The organism is Salaquimonas pukyongi, assembly GCF_001953055.1.
In the GTDB taxonomy this organism is placed as follows: Bacteria; Pseudomonadota; Alphaproteobacteria; order Rhizobiales; family Rhizobiaceae; genus Salaquimonas; species Salaquimonas pukyongi.
Genome location: NZ_CP019044.1, coordinates 195,896 through 216,707, shown reverse-complemented (window position 1 = coordinate 216,707; position 20,812 = coordinate 195,896). Strand labels below are relative to the sequence as shown.

The following is a 20,812-nucleotide window of genomic DNA, read 5'->3' as shown; positions in this document are numbered from 1 at the left end:
CCGTGCTGGCGTTTCATTTCTTCTAGGTTAACGCAGCTTCGGAAAAAACCGTTGCCTGTACCGATTTTCAGAATGCGTTTTTCAGATGAACCGGCCAGCGCCAGGGCCGAATGGCGATGATGTCAAAACGCAGGGAAAGCCGGTGGGCATCGCGGCGGGTTGCAAGCCAGTGATGGGCAGCGCGCCCGATCCGCTGGCGGGCCTGGTATCCTACCGCATCGGCGGCGCCTGCCACGCTGTCACGCGCCTTTACCTCGACAATCGCCACGAGATCCCCCTTGCGGGCAATGATGTCGATTTCACCCAGCTTGGTGCGATAGTTGCGCTCCAGGATCCGGTATCCCTTAAGGCGCAACGCAACTGCAGCCAAATGTTCGGCGGCAAGCCCGTAGCGCCGCGCGCGCCGGCGGTTGCGGCGGTGATGCTGAGCCGGCGCATCGGGGGCTTGATCACTTCCCACGCTTTGCTCCTGAAACATGCAAGGCAAGCTGATAGAGTTCACGCTTGGGCCGGCCAGTCAGGCGCGCTGCTTCGGCAGCTGCCCGGCTGACATTCATCGTTTCCAGCAATTCGCGCAGCACGGTTTCGCCATCGACCTGGGCGGAAGTTACAAGCGGTTTCACGAGGATGACAATCTCCCCTTTCGGCGGATGCTCGCGGTAATGGGCGGCAAGCTGAGCCAGCGGAGCAGAGCGGAATTCCTCGTGCAGCTTTGTCAGTTCCCTTGCGACACAGGCGCCATGATCCTCACCAAAAACCGCCGCCATATCCTTGAGCGTCGCAGCAAGTCTTGAGGGCCCCTCGAAGAATATCAATGTGCCGTGGGTTTGTGTAAACTCCGACAGCGTCGCCTGCCGGGCGCCCTGTTTGGGCGGCAGAAAGCCGGCGAACGTAAACCGTCCGGCAAAAAGACCAGAGCCAGAAAGCGCGGTCAGCGGTGCGGACGCTCCGGGAATAGCAATAACCGGCATCCCCTCCTGAAGCGCTGCGGCCACCAGCCGCTGGCCCGGATCGGAAATCAGCGGCGTTCCGGCATCGCTGACCAGGGCGACCGATTGCCCCTCACGCAGCAAAGCGATCAGCTTCAGGCCTTCCTTGTCTGCATTGTGCTCGTGATAGGGGCGCCGGCGGGTGGTAATGGCATAGCGGGAAAGAAGCTTGCCTGTCACACGGGTATCTTCGCATGCAATCACATCGCAGGCGGCGAGCGTTTGAAGCGCTCGAATGGTGATGTCGCCCAGATTGCCAATTGGTGTTGCAACCACATAAAGGCCGCTTTCCAGCGCTGGCGCCTCGAAGTCCTTGCCGTGGATGATAAATGTGGTCATGAAAATCCTGCGGTGTCAGCCGATCTGCGCACCAACCGCCGGAACGGCTCCGGCAAAGCCTGTCACAGGGCGGGCGGGCCGTCCAGCCGGTTTGCGGCGTGCACAAACCGGATTGCAGTTTTGACGGCAGCAGACTTAACGTTGCGTCGGTTTTGGGTTAAAGGAGCGGAGGGAACGGTTCGAAGCTCCGGTATGCGCCAGGGTATCGACAAAAGGATGCGGAATGGTGACTGAAACGACTAGAACAAGCGCAGCCCGTGCGCTGGCAGCGCGCCTTTGTGCCGGACTGTTGCTGGCTCTTGCCCTCATCTCGTGCCAGTCGGCCAATCTGGGCAGCGCCACGGAAGGCCTGGGCAGCGAACAGGCCAACATTCCACTTGCGCCCAATCCCCAAGGCGAGGTTTTCGGCCAGGGCCCCGTGCGCATCAGCCTGCTGATCCCCAAGACTGCGCCGGGCAATGCGGCCACTGTCGCCAACGATCTTAGGAACGGCGCATTGCTGGCGATGCAGGATTTCGGCCAGAACACCATCCAACTGGTAATCAAGGACACCAAGGGTACGGCGGCCGATGCCCAGAACATGGCCACCGAAGCGATCAATGAGGGATCTACAGCCATTCTGGGGCCGCTGTTTTCGGGATCGGTAAGCTCTGCTTCCGCCGTTACGCTACCTGCCGGCAAGACCATGATCGCCTTTTCCAACGATCCGAGCGTCGCACGGCGCGGTGCCTATCTGCTTTCCTATACCCAGTCTGCCGATACCAGACGGCTGGTTTCCTATGCGTTGTCGCTCGGCAGGCGCAACATTCATGCATTCCTTCCAACCGGTGCCGTGGGTGTTCTGCAGGAAGCCACCCTGCGCCAGGTGGCAGGCCGCGCGGGGGCCAATGTTCAGATCAGCAAATACGAGCGTTCAGGAGAGGGCATTGAAGCGGCGGTACGCGAAGCTGTGGTCTCGGTGGAGGCTGCCGATGCGCTCTACATCCCCGAAGGGGGCAAATTCCGGAAGTCATCCTGTCCAGCCTGAAACGCGCCGGCGCGTCGCTTGAGGGCAAACAGGTGCTGGGATCGGGACAGTGGGAATCCGTCAAATTCGGCCGTCCCGAGCTTGAAGGCGCGCTATACACTGGCCGGGACATCACCAATTTCAGCGGTTTTTCCACCCGCTATCAGTCCACCTACAATCAGCCGCCCGGCCTGTTTGCGGGTCTTGCCTATGATGCGGTGACGCTTGCCATCAATCTGGTAAAAACCAAGGGCCCCAAGCAGGCATTCACGCCTGCTTCGATCGAAGACCGCCGCGGGTTTGCCGGGATCAACGGCGTTTTCCGCATGAAACCGGACGGCACCAGCGAGCGCGGCCTTGCCATCTACAAGGTGGTGAACGGGCAGGGAAAGCTGGAAAGCCCGGCGCCAACCCGCTTCACCGGAAGTTAGAAACGTCTCAACTCGCCAGATCGGCCACCACCGCATCGAGCAGCAACGCCCCCTGCGGCGTGGCGCGCAGGCGGCCCGCCTTGCTGGTCTCCAGCAGGCCCTGGGACGCCAGCATCCGTATGCGATCCGGGTTGAGCGGCCTTTCCGCCATGGCCTCGAACCGGGCCGGATCGATGCCTTCGCGCAGGCGCAACCCCATCAGCAGAAATTCATCGGCAGCCTCGGTCTCCAGCAGGTGTTCCGATTCCCGCAAGCCATTGCCTTCGACCATGACCTGCTGCCACCAGATTTCGGGATTTCTTTCGCAGGCCGTGGCAAGCTTGCGGCCATCTACGGTCAGCCTGCCATGGGCACCTGGACCGATGCCGGCATAATCGTGATAGCGCCAATAGGTCAGATTGTGCTGCGATTCTGCACCGGGGCGGGCATGGTTTGAAATTTCATATGCCGGCAGGCCGTGTTGATGCGTCACACCGGCAGTCAGTTCATAAAGATCGGCGGCAAGGTCCTGATCGGGCACGTTAAGCCTGCCCTTTCGGTGCAGATCGAAAAACGGCGTCCCCGCCTCGATGGTCAGTTGGTAAAGCGACAGGTGATCGGCGGCAAGCGCGATCGCATTTTCCAGTTCGCTGCGCCATGCTTGCGGGGTTTGTCCGGGCCGGGCATAGATCATGTCGAAGGAAAGGCGAGGGAAAATCTCCCGTGCCAGTTCGATTGCCGCTCTTGCCTCATCGGCGGTATGCAGCCGGCCCAGGAATTTCAACTGCGCATCGTTGAGCGACTGCACCCCGAGTGACAGGCGGTTGACGCCGCGCTGGCGGTATCCCTTGAAGCGGCGTGCCTCGACGCTGGAAGGATTGGCTTCAAGCGTTATTTCGGCATCGGCAGATACCGGCCAATGACTGGCGATCGCCTCCATGATGATGCCCACCGTGTCGGGCTCCATGAGCGAGGGCGTGCCGCCGCCGAAAAAAATCGAGGTAACCTCGCGCTCAGGTGCCAGCGCGGCCATATGGGCAATTTCCAGCCTGTAGGCTTCAGCGAATGTTGCCTGATCGACCGGCTTGTGGCGGACATGGGAATTAAAGTCGCAATAGGGGCATTTGGCGGCACAGAACGGCCAATGCACATAGACCCCGAAAGGATCGCCCGGATTGTGGTGATGTGCGCTCAAGCAGCCTCGCCGCCGGAAACCGGACCAGGGTCTGCATCCGGTACAACACCGTGGCCCGATGGAATGAGGCACTCCTGCGCGAATTTGGCAAAGGCCCGGGCGCGATGGGAAAGGCCAAGGTCGCCCCGGCCTGCTTCCCAGCCATGCTTCTGGCTTGCCGGCATTTCGCCGAAGGTCTGGTCGAAACCGTCCGGCCGGAAAACCGGATCATAGCCAAAACCCTTGTCGCCGCGCGGGGGCCACACAAGGGTTCCTTCCACTTCTCCGCGGAAATACTCGGCATGGCCGTCAGGCCAGCAAAGGCACAGAACGGCGACGAAACGGGCTGTGCGCTGGCGGGGATCTGTTGCCCCTTTCTTCTGCAAGACCTGTTCGACCTTCTCCATCGCCATGAAAAAATCACGCCCCGAACCATCGGGCTTTTCAGCCCAGTTGGCAGTGTAGACGCCCGGCGCGCCGTCAAGTGCGTCGACGCAAAGGCCCGAATCATCGGAAAGTGCCGGCAAGCCGGTGGCAGAGGCTGCTGCATTTGCCTTGGTGTAGGCATTTTCCTCGAATGTCGTGCCCGTCTCCTCCGGCTCATCAAGACCGTGATCTGCTGCCGATCTTGCAGCAAGTCCGAACGGACGCAGCAGATCGTTGATTTCCGCCACCTTGCCCGCATTGTGTGTGGCCACAACGATTTCGGTTTCTTCCAGATGTCTCATTCCAGATCCCACAGTTTAGGTTCGCCGAATTCCAGGCTGTTTCCCGCCACATCGCGAAAATAGAAGGAACGGGCACCATTGGGCCATGTCAATTCCCGTTCGATTTCAATGCCCGCCTCGCGAACCTTGTTCAACCAGTGTCCGTAGCCAAGCGGCGCAGTAGAAAAGCAGGCATGGCCGTTCCCTGTTGCACCGTGTTCTGGAACAGCAAACCTGCCCGTCGAAGGCTTTACGGTCGCTGCGGGATCGAAGATCAGCAGGACCGAATTCGCAAGCTGGAAGAATACATGCCGGCCCGGCACCTCGGCAACAACCTCCAGCTCCAGCTTGTGCGTATAGAATTGCCGGGCCGCCTCCAGGTCGTCGCAGTAAAGCGCGGTTTCAAGGATGGCTGGCGGCATGGGTTCATCTTATCCGTTCTGCAGTTTTACCAGATCGCCAATTCCGGCCCTTGCGAGCGCAAGCAGGTTCATGAATTCCTCCTCGCTGAAGGGCTTTCCCTCCGCCGTTCCCTGAACCTCGACAATACCACCTGAGCCCGTCATGACGAAATTGGCATCGGTTTCGGCCGCCGAATCCTCGACATAGTCCAGATCGAGTACCGGCGTTCCCTCATAGATGCCGCATGAAATGGCGGCAACGTTGTCGGTCAGCACATGATCCTGAACCATTCCGCGATGTTTCATCCAGGCAAGGCATTCCTTCAGTGCGATGAAACCGCCGGTGATCGATGCCGTCCGCGTGCCGCCATCGGCCTGAATGACGTCACAGTCAACCGTGATCTGGCGTTCGCCCAGCGCTTCAAGATCGACCACGGCGCGCAGCGAGCGGCCGATCAGGCGCGAAATCTCCTGCGTGCGGCCCGATTGCTTGCCTGCCGTAGCCTCGCGCCGCATGCGCTCATGGGTGGAACGCGGCAGCATGCCGTATTCGGCGGTAACCCAGCCGCGCCCGGCACCGCGCAGCCATGGCGGCACACGCTCTTCCAGGCTTGCCGTACACAGCACATGGGTGTTGCCGCACTTGATCAGGCACGATCCCTCGGCATGCAGCGAATAACCCTTCTCGATGGTTACGCTACGCATTTCGTCGGGTTTTCTGCTCGAAAGACGCATTCTGTCTCCTGTCCGGTTGTAATTGGGGGCAAACCGGCGCTGCTTGTAGAGGGAACGGCGGCAAAAATAAAGCACGGGTCCTGCAATCGAACACATCATCGGCAGGGCGCGCGGATTGCACGGCAGAAAGGATGCGCTATATTTTGACCATGACCAGCCCACTGCCCAAAAATCCTGACGGCAATCGCGAAAACCACGCCCTGATGGACCATCTGGACGCCCGTTCGCGTGATGTTTTCCGCCATATTGTCGAGAACTACCTTGAGACGGGTGAGCCGCTGGGATCGCGCAATCTTTCCAGGGTATTCAGCGAAGGTCTTTCAGCGGCAACCATCCGCAATGTGATGAGCGATCTTGAGCATCTGGGGCTTGTCTTTGCACCGCACACCAGCGCCGGGCGGCTTCCAACGGAAATGGGATTGCGCTTTTTCGTCGACAGTTTCATGGAGATCGGCGATCTGAGCCGCGATGACCGCCGCTCGATTGATTCCCAGGTTCGCGCCAGCGGCGATGGCCGCAGCATGGATGCCATCCTTACCGATGCAAGCCAGTTGCTTTCAGGACTGACGCAGAGCGCAGGGCTGGTCACCAGTGCAAAACAGGACTTGCGGCTGAAACATATCGAATTCGTGCGGTTGGAGCCGGAACGGGCGCTGGTGGTCATCGTCGGCGAAAACGGCCAGGTGGAGAACCGGATCATCGGCCTGCCCGCGGGCATCACCGCTTCCTCGCTGGTGGAAGCGGCAAACTACATGAACGCCAAGATCGCCGGGCTGACCCTGGGCGAGGCCCGCACCCAGCTTGAGCGCCTTCACAACGAAACCCGCGCAGAGCTTGATTCGCTGGTTACCCGCATGGTCGATGAGGGGGTGGCGGTATGGGCAGGCGCCCAGGACCGCGACCCCGGCAGAATCATCGTTTCGGGCCATGCGAACCTGCTCAACGACCTCAACGCGGCGGAAGACCTTTCCCGGGTACAGCAGCTGTTCGATGATCTGGAGGCAAAGGACAGTCTGATCCGCCTGCTCAACCTTGCCGAGGAAGGCGAAGGGGTGCGCATCTTCATCGGCGCCGAAAGCCGGCTGTTTTCCCAGTCGGGTTCCTCGCTCGTGGTTGCGCCTTACCGCGATGACAATCAGCGGGTGATTGGAGCGCTTGGCATCATCGGCCCGACCCGGCTCAACTATGCGCGAATTGTGCCGATGATCGACTATACGGCCGAAGTCGTCGGCAAGATGCTGCGCCGGTAACGGACAATCGCGGTTATTCCGCCATCCAGGGGTTGATTTTTCGTATCGGGAACCTGATATCGAGGCAAAATCGCACATAACCCAGGTCATGGACCTGTAAACAAAATCAACGGAATTAATCGCTGTCCCGTTTCTGATGAAACGCGAAACGATCCAGGGAAGAACAACGATGACGGACAACACCGAGCATCAGGCCAAAGACGCCGTGAACGAAGCCGAAGAGGAAGCCGTTGAAGGCGCTGCTGCGGAAAGCTCCGAATCGGAGAACGAGGCTGAAAGCGGCGAAAAGACGGGCGAAGAGGCCGAGATGGAAATTGCCGAACAGGCGGCAAAGAGCGGGTTTTCAAGCCCGGCTGCGTTTCTGGCCGCGGAAATCGAACGCGTCGAACAGGAAAAAAGTGATTTGAACGACCAGTTTCTACGCGCCCATGCGGAAATGGAAAATCTGCGCCGGCGCACCCAGAAGGATGTTGCCGATGCACGGGAATATTCCATAGCCGGTTTTGCCCGCGAAATGCTGCAGGTTGCAGACAATCTTCGGCGCGCCATAGATGCGGTGCCGGAAGACGCGCGCAATGGCGACGATGACGGGCTGAAGGCGCTTCTGGAAGGCGTTGAAATGACCGAGCGGTCGATGATGCAGGGGCTGGAAAAACACGGGGTGAAGAAAATCAACCCGCTCAACGAGCGCTTTGATCCCAATTTTCACCAGGCAATGTTCGAGATTCCCAATACCGACGTTCCAAACAACACCGTGTTGAACGTGGTCCAGGAAGGTTTCGTTATCGGCAACCGTTGCCTTCGGCCCGCCATGGTGGGTGTCTCGAAGGGCGGGCCCAAACAAGCGGCTCCCAAGTCCGAGAAGGCAGAAGAAACCGCCGATGGTGGCAGCGGCAGCAGCCAATAGCAGCCCTCCGCATATCGGTGAATGTCCGGGCGCTGGACAATTGCAAATTGTCGTGCAGGGGCATAATGGTGCGCCATCATGGCGAAGCAGACCCTTTCCAAGCCTCTGATCAACCCGACCCGTTTTCTGGACGATATCGAGGAACTGGCTGCAAACAGCAGCCATGCGCCTGCTTCCACCGCCCTGCGCGCGGAATTGCTGAAGCATTTCAAGGCGGTCTACCGGGAAGCCCGCACAAAAGCTGAAACCCTGTTGCTGGAGGATGGCGACGGGACACTTTGCGCCAAGCGGCTTTCCCACCTTCAGGACACGCTGATCCAGGCAATTTACCAGTTTGCCGCCCTGCACGTTTATCACAACGACAACCCCTCCAGCGGCGAGCGGCTGACGATTGCAGCCGTCGGTGGCTACGGACGGGGCACGCTGGCGCCCGGCTCGGACATCGACCTTCTGTTCATTTTGCCGTTCAAACAGACCCCATGGTGCGAACAGATCGTCGAATATGTGCTCTATTTTCTTTGGGACATGGGCTACAAGGTGGGCCATGCCACCCGCAACATAGACGAGTGCATCCGCCAGGCGAAGGCGGACATGACAATCCGCACCTCCATCCTTGAAGCGCGTTTCATTACCGGCGACAAGAAACTGTTCGGCGAGCTTGAAAAGCGTTTCCAGATGGAAGTGGTACGCAAGACGGCCAAGGAGTTCATTGACGCAAAGCTGGCTGAGCGGGATTTGCGACACAAGAAGTCGGGCGAATCGCGCTACCTTGTCGAACCCAACATCAAGGACGGCAAGGGCGGCCTGCGCGACCTGCACACCCTGTTCTGGATCGGCAAATACTACTACCGCGTTTCACGGCCCAGGGAACTTGTCTCAGCGGGCCTGTTCACCGCCGATGAATTCCGCCGCTTCAAGCGCGCCGAGCGCTTTTTGTGGACGGTACGATGCCACATGCATTTTCTTGCCGGGCGCGCCGAGGAACGGCTTTCCTTCGAAATTCAGCGGGAGATGGCGACGCGGTTGAAATATCTCTCTCATGGCGGGCTACTCGACGTTGAACGGTTCATGAAACACTATTTCCTGATCGCCAAGGAAGTGGGCGACCTGACCCTGATCGTCTGCGCCGAGCTGGAGGAGGAGCAGGCAAAATCGGTAACCGGCATCAACGGGCTTATCCGCTCGATCCGCTTTCCGGTGCGCAAGATCGCAGGATCAACCGATTTCGTCGACGATCACGGCAGAATCAATGTTGCCGATGAAGCCGTTTTCAAACGCGACCCGGTGAACCTGCTGCGCATCTTCAAGCTGGCAGACGACAACAATCTGGATATCCATCCCGACGCCAGATACCTGCTCGCCAATTCGCTGAAGCTGGTCGACAAGAAACTGCGCGCCAATGAAGAAGCCAACCGGCTGTTTCTGGCCATTGCGACCTCCCGCAACGGGCCGGAAACCCTGTTGCGCAAGATGAACGAAACCGGCGTGCTGGGACGTTTCATTCCCCCTTTCGGCAAGATCGTCGCCATGATGCAGTTCAACATGTATCACCACTACACCGTCGATGAGCACCTCATCCGGGCGGTGGGCGTGTTGTCGGCCATCGAGCGCAACCTGATCGGCCAGGACCATCCGCTTTCGGTTCGCCTTCTTCCGGAGATCGAGGACCGGGAAGTGTTGTATGTCGCAGTACTGATCCACGACATTGCAAAGGGGCGGCGTGAAGACCACTCCATTGCCGGCGCCAAGGTGGCCAGGAGCCTGTGTCCGAGGTTCGGATTTTCCAAACAGCGCACGGAACTGGTCGAATGGCTGGTGCGCGAACACCTGACCATGAGCATGACGGCGCAATCGCGTGACCTTTCGGATCGAAAGACGATCGAGACCTTTGCCGCCACGGTGCAGTCGGCCGAGCGGCTCAAATATCTGCTCATTCTTACCGTGTGCGACATCCGCGCCGTCGGCCCGGGTGTGTGGAATGGCTGGAAAGGACAATTGCTGCGCACGCTTTATCACGCCGCAGTGCCGCTGCTGACCGGCGGATTTACCGAGATCGACCAGAAGGGCGCGGTTGCCCAGGCACGCGGCAGCCTGGCCGACGCATTGCAGGATTGGGACGCAGAAGAGCTCAATTCAATTCTGGACCTTCACTACGATCCCTATTTCCTTTCAACGCCCCTGGAGAACCAGATCCGCCATATGGAGTTTCTGCGCCTTGCAAAAGCGCGTAACGAACAGCTCTCCACCATGGTACACACGAAGGATTTCGAGGCGATCACCGAAATCAACGTGCTGTCGCCCGATCATCCAAAACTGCTTTCCATCCTGGCGGGTGTGTGCGCGGTTGCAGGTGCAAACATTGTTGACGCGAAGATCCACACCACGCGCGATGGAAGAGCGCTGGATACGATCTTCATCAATCGTGAGTTCGAAAGCGACCATGAGGAGATCGAACGGGCAGAACGGCTTTGCAAGACGATCCGCGATGCGCTGACGGGCAAGGTCCGTCTTTCCGACCTGCGGGCAAAACAGCCAAGGCAGCGGCGCGCCACCAGGGCCTTTTCTGTGCCGCCGGAAGTTTCCATCAACAACAATCTGTCGAACGACTTTACCGTAATCGAGGTCAAGTGCCTGGACAGGCCGGGGGTTCTTTCCGACATCACCTTCGCGATTTCGGAACTCAATCTCAACATCGCATCGGCCCAGATCGCCACATTTGGCGAGAAGGCCATCGACAGCTTCTACGTCACCGATCTTGTTGGCGACAAAATTCGGCTGGAAGGCCGCCAGCGCAAGATTATCGACACGCTGACGCAGGCAATCAAATCAGGTACGGCTCAAATAAGGAACACCACGCCGCAAAGGGCGGTTCCGGCATAGGGTGAGGTAGCGGCTTGGGACTTGTTTCCAAATTTCTTTCCGTGGGTGCTGCCACGATGGCAAGCCGTGTGCTCGGCTTTGTCCGGGAGGCACTGATCGCTGCCCTGCTGGGAGCCGGGCCGGTTGCAGATGCATTCTACGCCGCCTTCCGGTTTCCCAACCTGTTCCGCCGCCTGTTTGCCGAAGGGGCTTTCAATTCGGCTTTCGTGCCGCTGTTTGCAAGCGAACTTGAAACCGGCGGACGGGAAGCTGCAAAAAAATTCGCCGAGGAAATTCTCTCCTCCCTGTTGCTGATCCTGCTTGTGATGTCGGGACTTGCCATCGCCTTCATGCCGTTTCTCGTCGGCACAATCATTGCACCCGGATTTAAGGACAATCCAGGGCAATTCGATCTGACGGCCCAGCTCGGGCGGATCATGTTTCCCTATCTTACCGCCATGTCTCTGGTGGCAATGTTCTCTGGCGTGCTCAATTCGTTCCGGCGCTATTTTCTTGCTGCCCTGGCGCCGGTACTGCTCAATGTGGTGCTGATCGCGGTATTGTGGGGCGGGTTTTCCACCAGCCTTGAGGAGGCCGCGCTGGGTAGGGCCATGGCCTGGGGCGTCAGCCTGTCAGGCGTGCTTCAGGTTCTGCTGCTGATCTACGGCATTCACCGCGAAGGCTTTCCCGTTGCGTTGAAATGGCCGCGCTTTTCCCCGCCTGTGCGTCGGCTGCTGGTGCTGGCGGTACCGACCGCGATTGCCGCGGGGATTGCCCAGATCAACCTGCTGGTCGGCCAGATCATCGCCTCGGTCCAGGACGGGGCAATTTCCATTCTCAACTATGCCGACCGGCTGATGCAATTGCCGCTCGGCATCATTGCGGTCTCCATCGGCGTGGTGCTGCTGCCGGAACTGACCCGCGCCCTGGCCGGAGACGATGCCGCCGAAGCGCGCAAACTGCAGGACCGCAGCATCGAGTTCGGCCTTGGGCTGATGGTGCCTGCGGCGGTTGGCCTGTTTCTCATTCCAGAGGCGCTGATTGCCCTCATCTATGAGCGCGGCGCCTTTACCCGCGACGTCACCCTTGTCACTGCGCAGGTGCTGGCCATCTTTGCCCTTGGCCTTCCGGCCGTGGTGCTGACCAAGATATTTCAGCCCTCCTACTACTCCCGCCAGGATACCCGCACGCCCATGTGGTTTGCCGGCGTGAATGCGGCAAGCAACATCCTGCTTGCCATTGTGCTGTTTCCGCGCCTTGGCATTACCGGTCTTGCCTGGGCGTTTTCCATCGCAAGCTGGGTCAATGCGCTGTTGCTGGGCGGAACGCTGTATCTGAAAGGCCATTACCGGCCGGGGAAAAGCACCCTGCGCAATACGCTGCTGATTTTGCTGGCCAGCTTTTGCATGGGCGCCGTCATCGTGCTGCTGCGCAATCAACTTGGCGCCAGCCTCATCGATGCGGCGCTGTTGCCGCGGGTGGCGCTGGTCCTCTGCGTTATCGCTGCGGCGGCGGTGGTCTACTTCGCCATTGTCATTGCCACCGGCGCCCTGCCTCGTGAACCCCTGATGCGGATGATACGCCGGCGGCACGGATAACACCTCCCCGCCCCTTGCCATTGGAGCCACGCTCCGCCATAACCCGCGCGTTTTCCAAACCATTGCACAGCCTGCCTCCGCTCCTTCAGGCCGGCGCACAGGAATTTGACATGGCACAGCCTTCCAACCGCGTGTTTTCCGGCATTCAGCCGACCGGCAACCTCCATCTCGGCAACTATCTGGGGGCGATCAAGAAATTCGTTGCCATGCAGCACAGCCATGAATGCATTTACTGCGTGGTTGATCTGCACGCGATCACCCAGCCGTTTTCGGTCTGGGGCGGGCCGGAGAAACTCGCAGACCACACACGCGAAGTGACCGCCGCCTATCTTGCCTCCGGCATCGATCCGGAAAAGAACATCATCTTCAACCAGAGCCAGGTGGTCGAACATGCCGAACTTGCCTGGCTGTTCAATTGCGTTGCGCGCATGGGATGGCTCAGCCGCATGACCCAGTTCAAGGAAAAGGCGGGAAAGGACCGGGAAAAGGCCTCGGTCGGCCTGTTTGCCTATCCCACGCTGATGGCGGCGGACATTTTGTTGTACCGGGCAACCCATGTTCCCGTTGGCGACGATCAGAAACAGCACCTGGAACTGACCCGCGACGTTGCAGCAAAATTCAACAACGACTTTGCCGAGGCCATCGCCCAGAAGGGCCATGGCGAAGCCTATTTTCCAATGACCGAACCGATCATTGAAGGGCCGGCAACCCGTGTGATGTCGCTTCGTGACGGTTCGAAGAAAATGTCGAAATCCGATCCTTCCGATCTGTCGAGAATTTCCCTGACCGACGATGCCGATGCAATTGCCAAGAAAATCCGCAAGGCCAAGACCGATCCTGCTCCCCTGCCTGAAACCCTTGACGGACTGAAGGAGCGTCCGGAAGCTGACAATCTGGTCGGCATTTATGCAGCGCTTGCCGAATGCTCGAAGGAAGACGTTATTGCAGACTATGGCGGCAAGGAATTTTCCGAGTTCAAACCCGCCTTGGCTGAACTTGCCGTCGAGAAGCTATCGGCAATCAGCGACGAGATGCGGCGGCTGTCCGATGACCCTGCAAGTGTCGATGCGGTCCTGCACAAAGGGGCAGAACGCGCCCGCGCCATCGCGTCGCAGACCATGTCGGAAGTCAAGGATATCATCGGGTTCCTGCGCTGAAACCCTCATGGGCTGGACGCTTCAGCGCAGCCTTTTGCCCCGCCGCATTGAATTGTACCGGTAGAACGCTTATCCTGTATTTAGAATGGTTCTAAACGGCTTGCTGCTGCAAATAGCAAAGAAGCCCGAAACCGAGGAAACGTCATGTTTATCCAGACCGAAGCGACCCCCAATCCAGCAACGTTGAAATTCCTGCCGGGACGCACCGTGCTGGAAAGCGGGCCGGCAGACTTCCGCTCACCCGAAGATGCGGAGCTCTCTCCCCTGGCACAGCGTCTGTTTGCCATTCCCGGCGTCAGCGGTGTGTTTTTCGGCTACGACTTCATCACCATCACCAAGGAAGGCGATGACGAAGACGGCTTTGACTGGGCCCATCTCAAGCCCGCCATTCTGGGCGCGATCATGGAGCATTTCATGTCCGGCCAGCCGGTCATGGCCGCCGGTGGGGAACTGCCGGAAGATGGCGAAGAGTTCTTCGAGGAAGATGACAGCGAGATCGTCAACACCATCAAGGAACTGCTTGAAACGCGTGTGCGGCCTGCCGTGGCCCAGGATGGCGGCGACATCACCTTCCGGGGATTTCGCGAAGGCATTGTCTATCTGCACATGAAGGGCGCCTGTGCAGGTTGCCCGTCTTCAACCGCGACGCTGAAACACGGCATCCAGAACCTGCTTCGCCATTTCATTCCGGAAGTACAGGAAGTCGAAGCGGTCTGAGCCGCATCCGCGTTTTTCCGGCAATGCTACCTAAGTTCCGGTTGTTTCCGGCCAGCGCGGGTCCATATTTGTATTATGATCTGCCTTGCCATGGACACCGCCGGACCCGATTGTGCTGCCTGCATCTATGACGGCACGAAGGATGCTGTTGTTGCCGAAAAGACAGAGCACATCGGAAAGGGGCATGCCGAACGACTGATGGGCATCGTGTCCGAGACGATGGCTGAAGCAGGCATTGCCTATCAGGATCTTGAGCGCATCATCACGACGACCGGCCCGGGCAGTTTCACCGGCATTCGCGTTTCCATCGCAACGGCAAAGGGATTTGGTCTCGGGCTCGCCATACCGGTTGTCGGCATCGGCAATCTGCACGGACTGCTGGAGCAGTTGCGCCGCTGGACCGAAAGCAGCGGCCAAGCAAGCATCGGCGCGATCAAGGACGCACGGCGGGGCGAACTCTATGCCATGCTGGATTTCGATACCCCGTTTGCCCCTGCAAATGCACCCTTTATGGCCGAAACCACCGAATTTGCCGCCATGCTGGCCGACACGCATTCTGCCCGCCATGGCGTAGTGCTGGGGTATCAGAACGCCTGCCCGCCCGGCCTTGGGGAGAATAACACCACCGTCAAACTGATGGCGGTCGATTCAGTCCCGATCGCGGTTTATGCCCGTCTCGGCGCTGAGTGTAACCGGGATGCATTTCCGCCAGAGCCGGTTTATCTGCGGCGGCCTGATGCCACCCCACAACGGGGGTTTGCCGTCGAACGCACGGGGTAGCGCTCTAAATCACTTGTCGCCCACTTGCCGTCAGCTGGAACGGCTGGCACAACGGCGCGAAACGGTTTCAGGCGGATTTGGATTCTTGCAGCTATTTGGATGGATGGGCCGGCAACGCCCCGGTTTCAACGTGGAAGAACCGACTTCGCAGGACCTTGCGGCCTGCGGCGATATTCACCGGGAGTCCTTCAGCCGCGCCTGGGAGGATGGCACGCTTGCCAACATGCTCAAAGCGCCGGGAACTGTGGCGCTGGTCGCCCGTGCCCATAAACCGGCCAGCCATCCGGTCCGTGCTTTCCTGATGTATCGCGTGGCGGGCGGCGAGGCAGAAGTGCTGACCGTTGCCACCGCGCGCAAGGCACGCCGCCACGGCGCCGCCAGGGTCCTGATGGAAGAAATGATCCGCCGCTGCCTGGCCGACCGGCTTGAAGAGATTTTCCTGGAGGTCGATGCAGGCAATCAGGCCGCCATCGGCCTGTACCGGAAACTGGGATTTACCCAGGTCGGCGAGCGGGCCGGCTATTACCGGCAGGGGCAGGATGAAACAGCAGAAAACAGCAAGCCCGGCAACGCGCTGATCATGCGGCTCGACCTTAGGGATTGACGGGCCGGAACTCGGGAGGACGTGGTTTTGGCGGCTGTCATCCGCTTGATACTCATCGTGACGATCGTATTGGCGGCAACCCTGGTGCTTGCTCCCGTGCAGATCGTTCTGATGCATGCAGCACCCAATCTTTCGCGGAAGATACCCCTGTTCTGGCATCGCATGGTGCTGGGTCTGCTTGGCGTTCGCGTGCATGTTCACGGCACGATGGAAAAGCGCCGCCCCTTGATGATCGCCGCCAATCATATCTCATGGTCGGACATCATGGTGCTCGGCAGCATTGGCGAACTTTGTTTCATCGCCAAGGACGAGGTAAAGGCCTGGCCGGGCATCAACTGGCTCGCACGCATGCAGCGCACGGTATTTGTCAACCGGCAAAGGCGGCGGGATGCCGGCGTTCAGGCCGATACCATTGCTTCAAGGTTGCTGCAGGGGGACGCCATGGTGCTGTTTGCCGAAGGAACGACCGGCAACGGTAACCGGTTGCTGCCGTTCAAGAGCGCCTTGTTTGCCGCCCCCCAGATTGCGCTGGAACAGTCAGGCATCGATCACGTTGCCGTTCAGCCGGTGGCCATTGCCTACAACACCCTGCACGGCATGCCGCTTGGCCGCTATCATCAGGCAATCGCGGCATGGCCTGGCGACATCGCACTGACGCCGCATCTCAAGCGTTTCGTGCTGGAAGGCGCGTTCGATGTCGATGTTGCCTTTGGCGAGTGCATTGACATCACACCGCAAACCAAGCGCAAGGAACTGGCCACGGCCTGTCAAAATGAGGTCCGCAAGCATTTCAGTACGCTGCGGCGGCTTTATCATCGCGAATGAGGCATGCTTGCAACGGCGGCAAGCGGACGATAGAACCCGCGAACGTGCCGCCTGCAGGTGAATGCAGAGCATTTGTCGCGAATTTCCGGCGAGACAATGGAACGAGACGAAACCATCACGACTGCAACTGCCATGGCAACAAAGCCCGGCCAGGATGAAGCCCTGGACCGGGATATCCATGCCTATGCGCGCGCCAATTCCCGCAAGGTTTTCGTCAAGACCTATGGCTGCCAGATGAATGTCTATGATTCTGAGCGCATGGAGGATGCGCTCACCCAGGGCGGCTATGTACGCACACAGAACATGGAGGACGCCGATCTCGTTCTGCTCAACACGTGCCATATCCGGGAAAAGGCGGCAGAAAAGGTTTATTCCGAGATTGGCCGCATCCGAAAGCTGAAGGAAGCGCGGAAGAATACCGGCAAACGCCTTACGCTCGGCGTTACGGGCTGTGTTGCCCAGGCGGAGGGTGAGGAGATTTTCCGCCGTGCACCGGCGGTTGATCTCATTGCCGGCCCGCAGACCTATCATGATATTGCCGCCATGGTGGCGCGGGCCGAAAACGGCGAGAAGGTCATCGAGACCGAATTCGAGATCGAGGAAAAGTTCGCCAAACTGCCAGCCCCGACCCGCCAGCAGACCATTGCCCGCGGGGTGGCCGGGTTCGTGACCGTCCAGGAAGGCTGCGACAAGTTCTGCACTTTCTGCGTGGTACCCTATACGCGCGGGGCAGAGGTTTCTCGGCCTTTTTCCCAGATCGCTGACGAGGCGCTTCGCATGGTCGATGCCGGGGTCAGGGAGATTACCCTGCTGGGCCAGAACGTGAATGCATGGCATGGCAGCGATGGCGGCAAGGCCATGCGGCTTGGGGATCTGCTATACCAGCTTGCGGAGATTTCCGGCCTTGAGCGGCTGCGCTATACGACCAGCCATCCCATCGACATGGATGACGGGCTGATCGACGCCCATCGCGATATCGGCAAGCTGATGCCTTATTTGCATTTACCGGTACAGGCCGGATCAGACCGCATCCTGAAGGCGATGAACCGCCACCACACGGCCGCCGAGTATCTCGACATTATCGAGCGGGTACGCAAGGCAAGGCCCGACATTGCCATTTCCGGTGACTTCATTACCGGATTTCCCGGCGAAAGCGATGAGGACTTCGAGGCGACGATGGATATCGTGCGGCGTGTAAACTACGCCTCGGCCTTCTCCTTCAAATACAGTGCAAGGCCCGGAACGCCCGGCGCCGACATGGAAGACCAGGTGCCCGAACCGGTGAAAAGCAAGCGCCTTTCCCGCCTGCAGGTTCTGCTTGGCGAACAGCAACAGGCATTCAATCAGGCCTGCATCGGCAAGACCATCGATATCCTTGTCGAAAAGAAAGGCCGCCATGAGGGCCAGTTGATTGGCCGCTCGCCATGGCTGCAATCGGTGGTGGTAGAGGGCGGGTTGTCAGAGATCGGTCACATGTTGACCGTACAGGTCACTTCCAGCGGTCCTGTGTCGCTGATGGCGGAACGGGTCTGACCCTTGCCTGCCATACTGGACAAAACCTGAAAACCGGAGCAAACATGAAATTTCAAACGCCCGGAGCGCTTTTTGAACGAGATTAAGAAGATCAAGCCTGCCCGCTCAGCCGACAACGCCAAAGAACGTGCCAGCGACCAGCTTGTTCTCTCCTTCGACAACAACAAATACGCCACACTGCTTTTCGGCCAGTTCGACGAGCATCTCGCCATGATTGAAAGCATGCTTGGCGTGGAAGCGGTGGCGCGCGGCAACGAGGTTTCGATGTCGGGCGAGGAATCGGCCGTGCACCGGGCACGCATGGCACTTGAACATCTCTACAATCGTCTTGAAGCCGGCGAGATGATCGAAAAGGGCGACGTGACGGGCGCGGTGCGCATGGCGATTGCCGAAGATCAGCTCTCCCTGCCGAGCATGGGCGAGAAAACGGGCCGGCTGTCCATGGCGCAGATCGGCACGCGCAAAAAGGTGATCCAGGCACGCACCCGAACCCAGGACCGCTACATCCGGGCAATGGATGCCAATGAGCTTGTTTTCGGTGTGGGGCCGGCGGGAACCGGAAAGACTTATCTGGCGGTAGCCTATGGAGCATCGCTGCTGGAGCGCGGCGCGGTTGAAAGAATTGTTCTCTCGCGCCCCGCCGTTGAAGCTGGCGAGCGGCTCGGCTTTCTGCCGGGTGACATGAAGGAAAAGGTCGATCCCTATCTGCGTCCGCTTTACGATGCACTCTACGACATGATGTCGGGCGAAAAGGTGGAACGGGCGCTCGCCTCAGGTGTCATCGAGATCGCTCCCCTCGCCTTCATGCGCGGGCGAACCCTGGCCAATGCGGCTGTCATTCTGGACGAGGCGCAGAACACCACCTCCATGCAGATGAAAATGTTCCTGACCCGTTTGGGCGAGAATTCAAAGATGATCGTTACTGGAGATCCAAGCCAGGTGGACCTTCCCAACGGCCAGACTTCCGGCCTTGTTGAAGCGCTCAACTTACTGCCGGATATCGAGGGGGTTGAGAAAATCGTCTTCAAGGCATCGGATGTGGTTCGGCACCGGCTGGTGACGGAAATCGTCAATGCCTATGACAGGGCAGGCAGCAGGAAAGCCGCGCAAAAGGCAGGTCGCGGGCGGCCAACTGCAAACTCCCGACAACAGGTGGATGATGCGGGTGAAAATTCCGCAGATTGACATCACCATTGAGCACGAGGGCTGGCCGGCGGAAAAAACCCTGCATGCACTCATTTCGGCAGCGGTGGACGCGGCGGCGGACACATTACACCTTGACTGGGAAGACGGCGCCGAATTGAGCATGCTGTTCACCGGCGATGAGCACATGGCACAGATCAACGGGCAATGGCGCGGCAAGGCGAAACCGACCAATGTGCTGTCCTTTCCCGCAGAGGAACGAACGATCGGGCAGGCAGCAGGTCTGATGATCGGCGATCTTGTTTTTGCACTGGAGACGATCAGGCGCGAGGCCGCCGAGCAGGAAAAACCGTTCGAACACCATCTATCCCATCTGGCCGTTCATGGTTTTCTTCATCTTTTCGGCTATGATCATGAGGAAACAAATGACGCAGAAGTTATGGAAGATGCCGAAATCAGGGTACTTGCAAAGCTTGGAATCGGCGATCCCTATGCTTATCTTGAGCAGTGAACATTCGATGATTCAACCAGCCTGGCAGTTGAATGCCGGGGAACGATGATGACACAAAGTGAAAACAGCCGGGTTCCGGCATCTTCAGGCGGCGAGCCTGATGCCATGGCCGGCGAAGACGACGAAGACTCCTCTAGAACGCCGGGCGTCCTTTCCGGCCCCGGCGCACTCCGACAGAACCAGCAAGTGATGAGAACGGCGCCCTTCGCGGCGGGCTGTTGTCACGTCTTGTTGCATCGCTCAAGCGCTCGAACCGGGGAAGCATCCGCGAGGACCTCAGCGATGCGCTCGCCCAGCACGACGCCCACAACAGCGATCTGACGCCTGAAGAGCGCGTCATGCTGAACAACATCCTGCGGCTGCAGGATGTACGGGCAGAAGACCTGATGGTACCGCGGGCGGAAATCGTGGCCGCCGACCTTCGAACGACGCTGGGGGAACTGCTGGTACAGTTCGAAGCTTCCGGGCACTCGCGCATGCCGGTTTACGACGACACGCTGGACGACCCGCGCGGCATGATCCATATCCGCGATCTGCTGGGCTACATCACCAAGGCGGCGGCGGGCAAACGGCGCAACGGCAAGGTGAATTCGGCCAAGCTCGATCTGACGCGGGTCGACCTGCAAAAGGAACTCGGCAAGGCCAATCTGGTGCGCACCGTCCTGTTCGTTCCTCCCTCCATGCTGGCGGCCGACCTGATGGCGCGCATGCAGGCAAACCGGATACAGATTGCGCTGGTAATTGACGAATACGGTGGAACGGAAGGGTTGGTATCGCTGGAAGACATCGTGGAGATTATCGTCGGCGACATTGAAGACGAGCACGATGACGAGGATGAACTTATCCGGGCGAGCGAGAGCGGCGCTATGATTCTTGATGCCCGCGCGGAAATCGAGGACATCCGCGAGGTGCTCGGCGGCAAGCTCGACGTTGGCGATCATGACGAAGATGCCGAAACGATTGGCGGTGTGATCTTTTCACTGCTGGGACGCGTGCCGGTCAAGGGCGAACTGATCGATGCATTCGGCTACGAGTTCCGCATTCGCGATGCCGACCCCCGGCGTATCCGGTCCATCGAAATGGTGCCCTCCAAGAAAACGGCTGCAAGAAAACCCAAAGTCAGCTGACCGGAAAGCGCCTGCTCCCCTTTCGTTGCGGCATCGAAGG

21 protein-coding genes are annotated in these 20,812 nt (G+C 59.2%); 15 read left to right on the top strand and 6 right to left on the bottom strand.

Annotated elements, in window-relative coordinates:
* Positions 1 to 67: 67 nt before the first annotated feature.
* Both BVL55_RS01140 and rsmI read right to left on the bottom strand, forming a co-directional pair.
* A complete protein-coding gene (locus BVL55_RS01140) occupies positions 68 to 460 on the bottom strand; it encodes a YraN family protein (protein WP_075995360.1) in 393 nt (130 codons plus the stop codon).
* A complete protein-coding gene (rsmI, locus tag BVL55_RS01135; RefSeq protein ID WP_075995359.1) occupies positions 450 to 1,328 on the bottom strand; it encodes a 16S rRNA (cytidine(1402)-2'-O)-methyltransferase in 879 nt (292 codons plus the stop codon). The genes BVL55_RS01140 and rsmI overlap by 11 nt, the downstream gene beginning before the upstream one ends.
* 223 nt (positions 1,329 to 1,551) lie before the next feature.
* On the opposite strand from rsmI, the gene BVL55_RS01130 reads away from it, so the two are divergent.
* On the top strand, positions 1,552 to 2,355 hold the full coding sequence (locus tag BVL55_RS01130) for an ABC transporter substrate-binding protein (RefSeq protein WP_083649296.1): 804 nt from the start codon (positions 1,552 to 1,554) through the stop codon (positions 2,353 to 2,355).
* A gap of 32 nt (positions 2,356 to 2,387) precedes the next feature.
* Positions 2,388 to 2,765, top strand: coding sequence for a type 1 periplasmic-binding domain-containing protein (locus BVL55_RS01125; protein ID WP_075995357.1), 378 nt, complete (start codon positions 2,388 to 2,390; stop codon positions 2,763 to 2,765).
* 7 nt (positions 2,766 to 2,772) lie between these two features.
* On the opposite strand, the gene hemW is transcribed toward BVL55_RS01125, so the two are convergent.
* From hemW to rph, 4 genes are read right to left on the bottom strand one after another with little or no spacing between them, the layout of a single operon-like run.
* Complete coding sequence (gene hemW, locus BVL55_RS01120; protein WP_075995356.1) at positions 2,773 to 3,939, bottom strand: radical SAM family heme chaperone HemW; 1,167 nt, start codon at positions 3,937 to 3,939, stop codon at positions 2,773 to 2,775.
* On the bottom strand, positions 3,936 to 4,646 hold the full coding sequence (gene rdgB / locus BVL55_RS01115) for an RdgB/HAM1 family non-canonical purine NTP pyrophosphatase (protein ID WP_083649295.1): 711 nt from the start codon (positions 4,644 to 4,646) through the stop codon (positions 3,936 to 3,938). Before rdgB ends, hemW begins: the two co-directional genes overlap by 4 nt.
* Positions 4,643 to 5,047, bottom strand: a complete 405-nt coding sequence (locus BVL55_RS01110) for a VOC family protein (protein ID WP_075995355.1) — start codon at positions 5,045 to 5,047, stop codon at positions 4,643 to 4,645. Before BVL55_RS01110 ends, rdgB begins: the two co-directional genes overlap by 4 nt.
* Before the next feature lie 9 nt (positions 5,048 to 5,056).
* Positions 5,057 to 5,761, bottom strand: a complete 705-nt coding sequence (gene rph / locus BVL55_RS01105; protein ID WP_075997801.1) for a ribonuclease PH — start codon at positions 5,759 to 5,761, stop codon at positions 5,057 to 5,059.
* A gap of 149 nt (positions 5,762 to 5,910) precedes the next feature.
* Here rph and hrcA point away from each other — a divergent pair, with 149 nt between their 5' ends.
* The 13 genes from hrcA (at position 5,911) to BVL55_RS01040 (ending at position 20,772) form a co-directional block, all read left to right on the top strand.
* On the top strand, positions 5,911 to 7,011 hold the full coding sequence (gene hrcA, locus BVL55_RS01100) for a heat-inducible transcriptional repressor HrcA (RefSeq protein ID WP_075997800.1): 1,101 nt from the start codon (positions 5,911 to 5,913) through the stop codon (positions 7,009 to 7,011).
* A 169-nt stretch (positions 7,012 to 7,180) separates the two neighbouring features.
* Positions 7,181 to 7,918: a nucleotide exchange factor GrpE gene (gene grpE, locus BVL55_RS01095; RefSeq protein WP_083649294.1), complete on the top strand. Its 738-nt coding sequence runs from the start codon at positions 7,181 to 7,183 to the stop codon at positions 7,916 to 7,918.
* A gap of 78 nt (positions 7,919 to 7,996) precedes the next feature.
* A complete protein-coding gene (locus BVL55_RS01090; RefSeq protein ID WP_075995354.1) occupies positions 7,997 to 10,798 on the top strand; it encodes a [protein-PII] uridylyltransferase in 2,802 nt (933 codons plus the stop codon).
* A gap of 14 nt (positions 10,799 to 10,812) precedes the next feature.
* A complete protein-coding gene (gene murJ, locus BVL55_RS01085) occupies positions 10,813 to 12,375 on the top strand; it encodes a murein biosynthesis integral membrane protein MurJ (protein ID WP_075995353.1) in 1,563 nt (520 codons plus the stop codon).
* 110 nt (positions 12,376 to 12,485) lie between these two features.
* Entirely contained in the window at positions 12,486 to 13,532 is a 1,047-nt protein-coding gene (trpS, locus tag BVL55_RS01080; protein ID WP_075997798.1) for a tryptophan--tRNA ligase, read from the top strand.
* Between the two features lie 144 nt (positions 13,533 to 13,676).
* Positions 13,677 to 14,249 (top strand): NifU family protein, encoded by a 573-nt coding sequence (locus tag BVL55_RS01075; RefSeq protein WP_075995352.1) that lies wholly within the window; start codon positions 13,677 to 13,679, stop codon positions 14,247 to 14,249.
* A gap of 90 nt (positions 14,250 to 14,339) precedes the next feature.
* Positions 14,340 to 15,029, top strand: coding sequence for a tRNA (adenosine(37)-N6)-threonylcarbamoyltransferase complex dimerization subunit type 1 TsaB (gene tsaB, locus BVL55_RS01070; protein ID WP_162841423.1), 690 nt, complete (start codon positions 14,340 to 14,342; stop codon positions 15,027 to 15,029).
* A 103-nt stretch (positions 15,030 to 15,132) separates the two neighbouring features.
* Positions 15,133 to 15,633 carry a GNAT family N-acetyltransferase gene (locus BVL55_RS01065; RefSeq protein ID WP_075995350.1) on the top strand — a complete coding sequence of 167 codons (501 nt, stop codon included), beginning with the start codon at positions 15,133 to 15,135 and terminating at the stop codon, positions 15,631 to 15,633.
* A 27-nt stretch (positions 15,634 to 15,660) separates the two neighbouring features.
* The gene (gene olsA, locus BVL55_RS01060; RefSeq protein WP_075997797.1) at positions 15,661 to 16,458 is read left to right on the top strand and encodes a lyso-ornithine lipid O-acyltransferase; all 798 of its coding nucleotides are present in this window, start codon (positions 15,661 to 15,663) and stop codon (positions 16,456 to 16,458) included.
* 114 nt (positions 16,459 to 16,572) lie between these two features.
* A complete protein-coding gene (gene miaB, locus BVL55_RS01055) occupies positions 16,573 to 17,991 on the top strand; it encodes a tRNA (N6-isopentenyl adenosine(37)-C2)-methylthiotransferase MiaB (RefSeq protein ID WP_428977291.1) in 1,419 nt (472 codons plus the stop codon).
* A 72-nt stretch (positions 17,992 to 18,063) separates the two neighbouring features.
* The gene (locus BVL55_RS01050; protein ID WP_083649292.1) at positions 18,064 to 19,176 is read left to right on the top strand and encodes a PhoH family protein; all 1,113 of its coding nucleotides are present in this window, start codon (positions 18,064 to 18,066) and stop codon (positions 19,174 to 19,176) included.
* Positions 19,151 to 19,645, top strand: coding sequence for an rRNA maturation RNase YbeY (gene ybeY / locus BVL55_RS01045; protein WP_244530556.1), 495 nt, complete (start codon positions 19,151 to 19,153; stop codon positions 19,643 to 19,645). Before BVL55_RS01050 ends, ybeY begins: the two co-directional genes overlap by 26 nt.
* Before the next feature lie 218 nt (positions 19,646 to 19,863).
* Positions 19,864 to 20,772, top strand: coding sequence for a hemolysin family protein (locus BVL55_RS01040; protein ID WP_075995348.1), 909 nt, complete (start codon positions 19,864 to 19,866; stop codon positions 20,770 to 20,772).
* The last annotated feature ends 40 nt before the right edge of the window (positions 20,773 to 20,812 follow it).

What these genes read in the sequence shown, in the direction of transcription:
- BVL55_RS01130 (WP_083649296.1), top strand. Translation starts at nt 1,552, where the DNA reads ATGGTGACTGAAACGACTAGAACAAGCGCAGCCCGTGCGCTGGCAGCG.
- BVL55_RS01075 (WP_075995352.1), top strand. Translation starts at nt 13,677, where the DNA reads ATGTTTATCCAGACCGAAGCGACCCCCAATCCAGCAACGTTGAAATTC.
- grpE (WP_083649294.1), top strand. Translation starts at nt 7,181, where the DNA reads ATGACGGACAACACCGAGCATCAGGCCAAAGACGCCGTGAACGAAGCC.
- hrcA (WP_075997800.1), top strand. Translation starts at nt 5,911, where the DNA reads ATGACCAGCCCACTGCCCAAAAATCCTGACGGCAATCGCGAAAACCAC.
- BVL55_RS01065 (WP_075995350.1), top strand. Translation starts at nt 15,133, where the DNA reads ATGGGCCGGCAACGCCCCGGTTTCAACGTGGAAGAACCGACTTCGCAG.
- tsaB (WP_162841423.1), top strand. Translation starts at nt 14,340, where the DNA reads ATGGACACCGCCGGACCCGATTGTGCTGCCTGCATCTATGACGGCACG.
- ybeY (WP_244530556.1), top strand. Translation starts at nt 19,151, where the DNA reads ATGCGGGTGAAAATTCCGCAGATTGACATCACCATTGAGCACGAGGGC.
- BVL55_RS01110 (WP_075995355.1), bottom strand. Translation starts at nt 5,047, where the DNA reads ATGCCGCCAGCCATCCTTGAAACCGCGCTTTACTGCGACGACCTGGAG.
- rsmI (WP_075995359.1), bottom strand. Translation starts at nt 1,328, where the DNA reads ATGACCACATTTATCATCCACGGCAAGGACTTCGAGGCGCCAGCGCTG.
- trpS (WP_075997798.1), top strand. Translation starts at nt 12,486, where the DNA reads ATGGCACAGCCTTCCAACCGCGTGTTTTCCGGCATTCAGCCGACCGGC.
- rdgB (WP_083649295.1), bottom strand. Translation starts at nt 4,646, where the DNA reads ATGAGACATCTGGAAGAAACCGAAATCGTTGTGGCCACACACAATGCG.
- BVL55_RS01090 (WP_075995354.1), top strand. Translation starts at nt 7,997, where the DNA reads ATGGCGAAGCAGACCCTTTCCAAGCCTCTGATCAACCCGACCCGTTTT.
- rph (WP_075997801.1), bottom strand. Translation starts at nt 5,761, where the DNA reads ATGCGTCTTTCGAGCAGAAAACCCGACGAAATGCGTAGCGTAACCATC.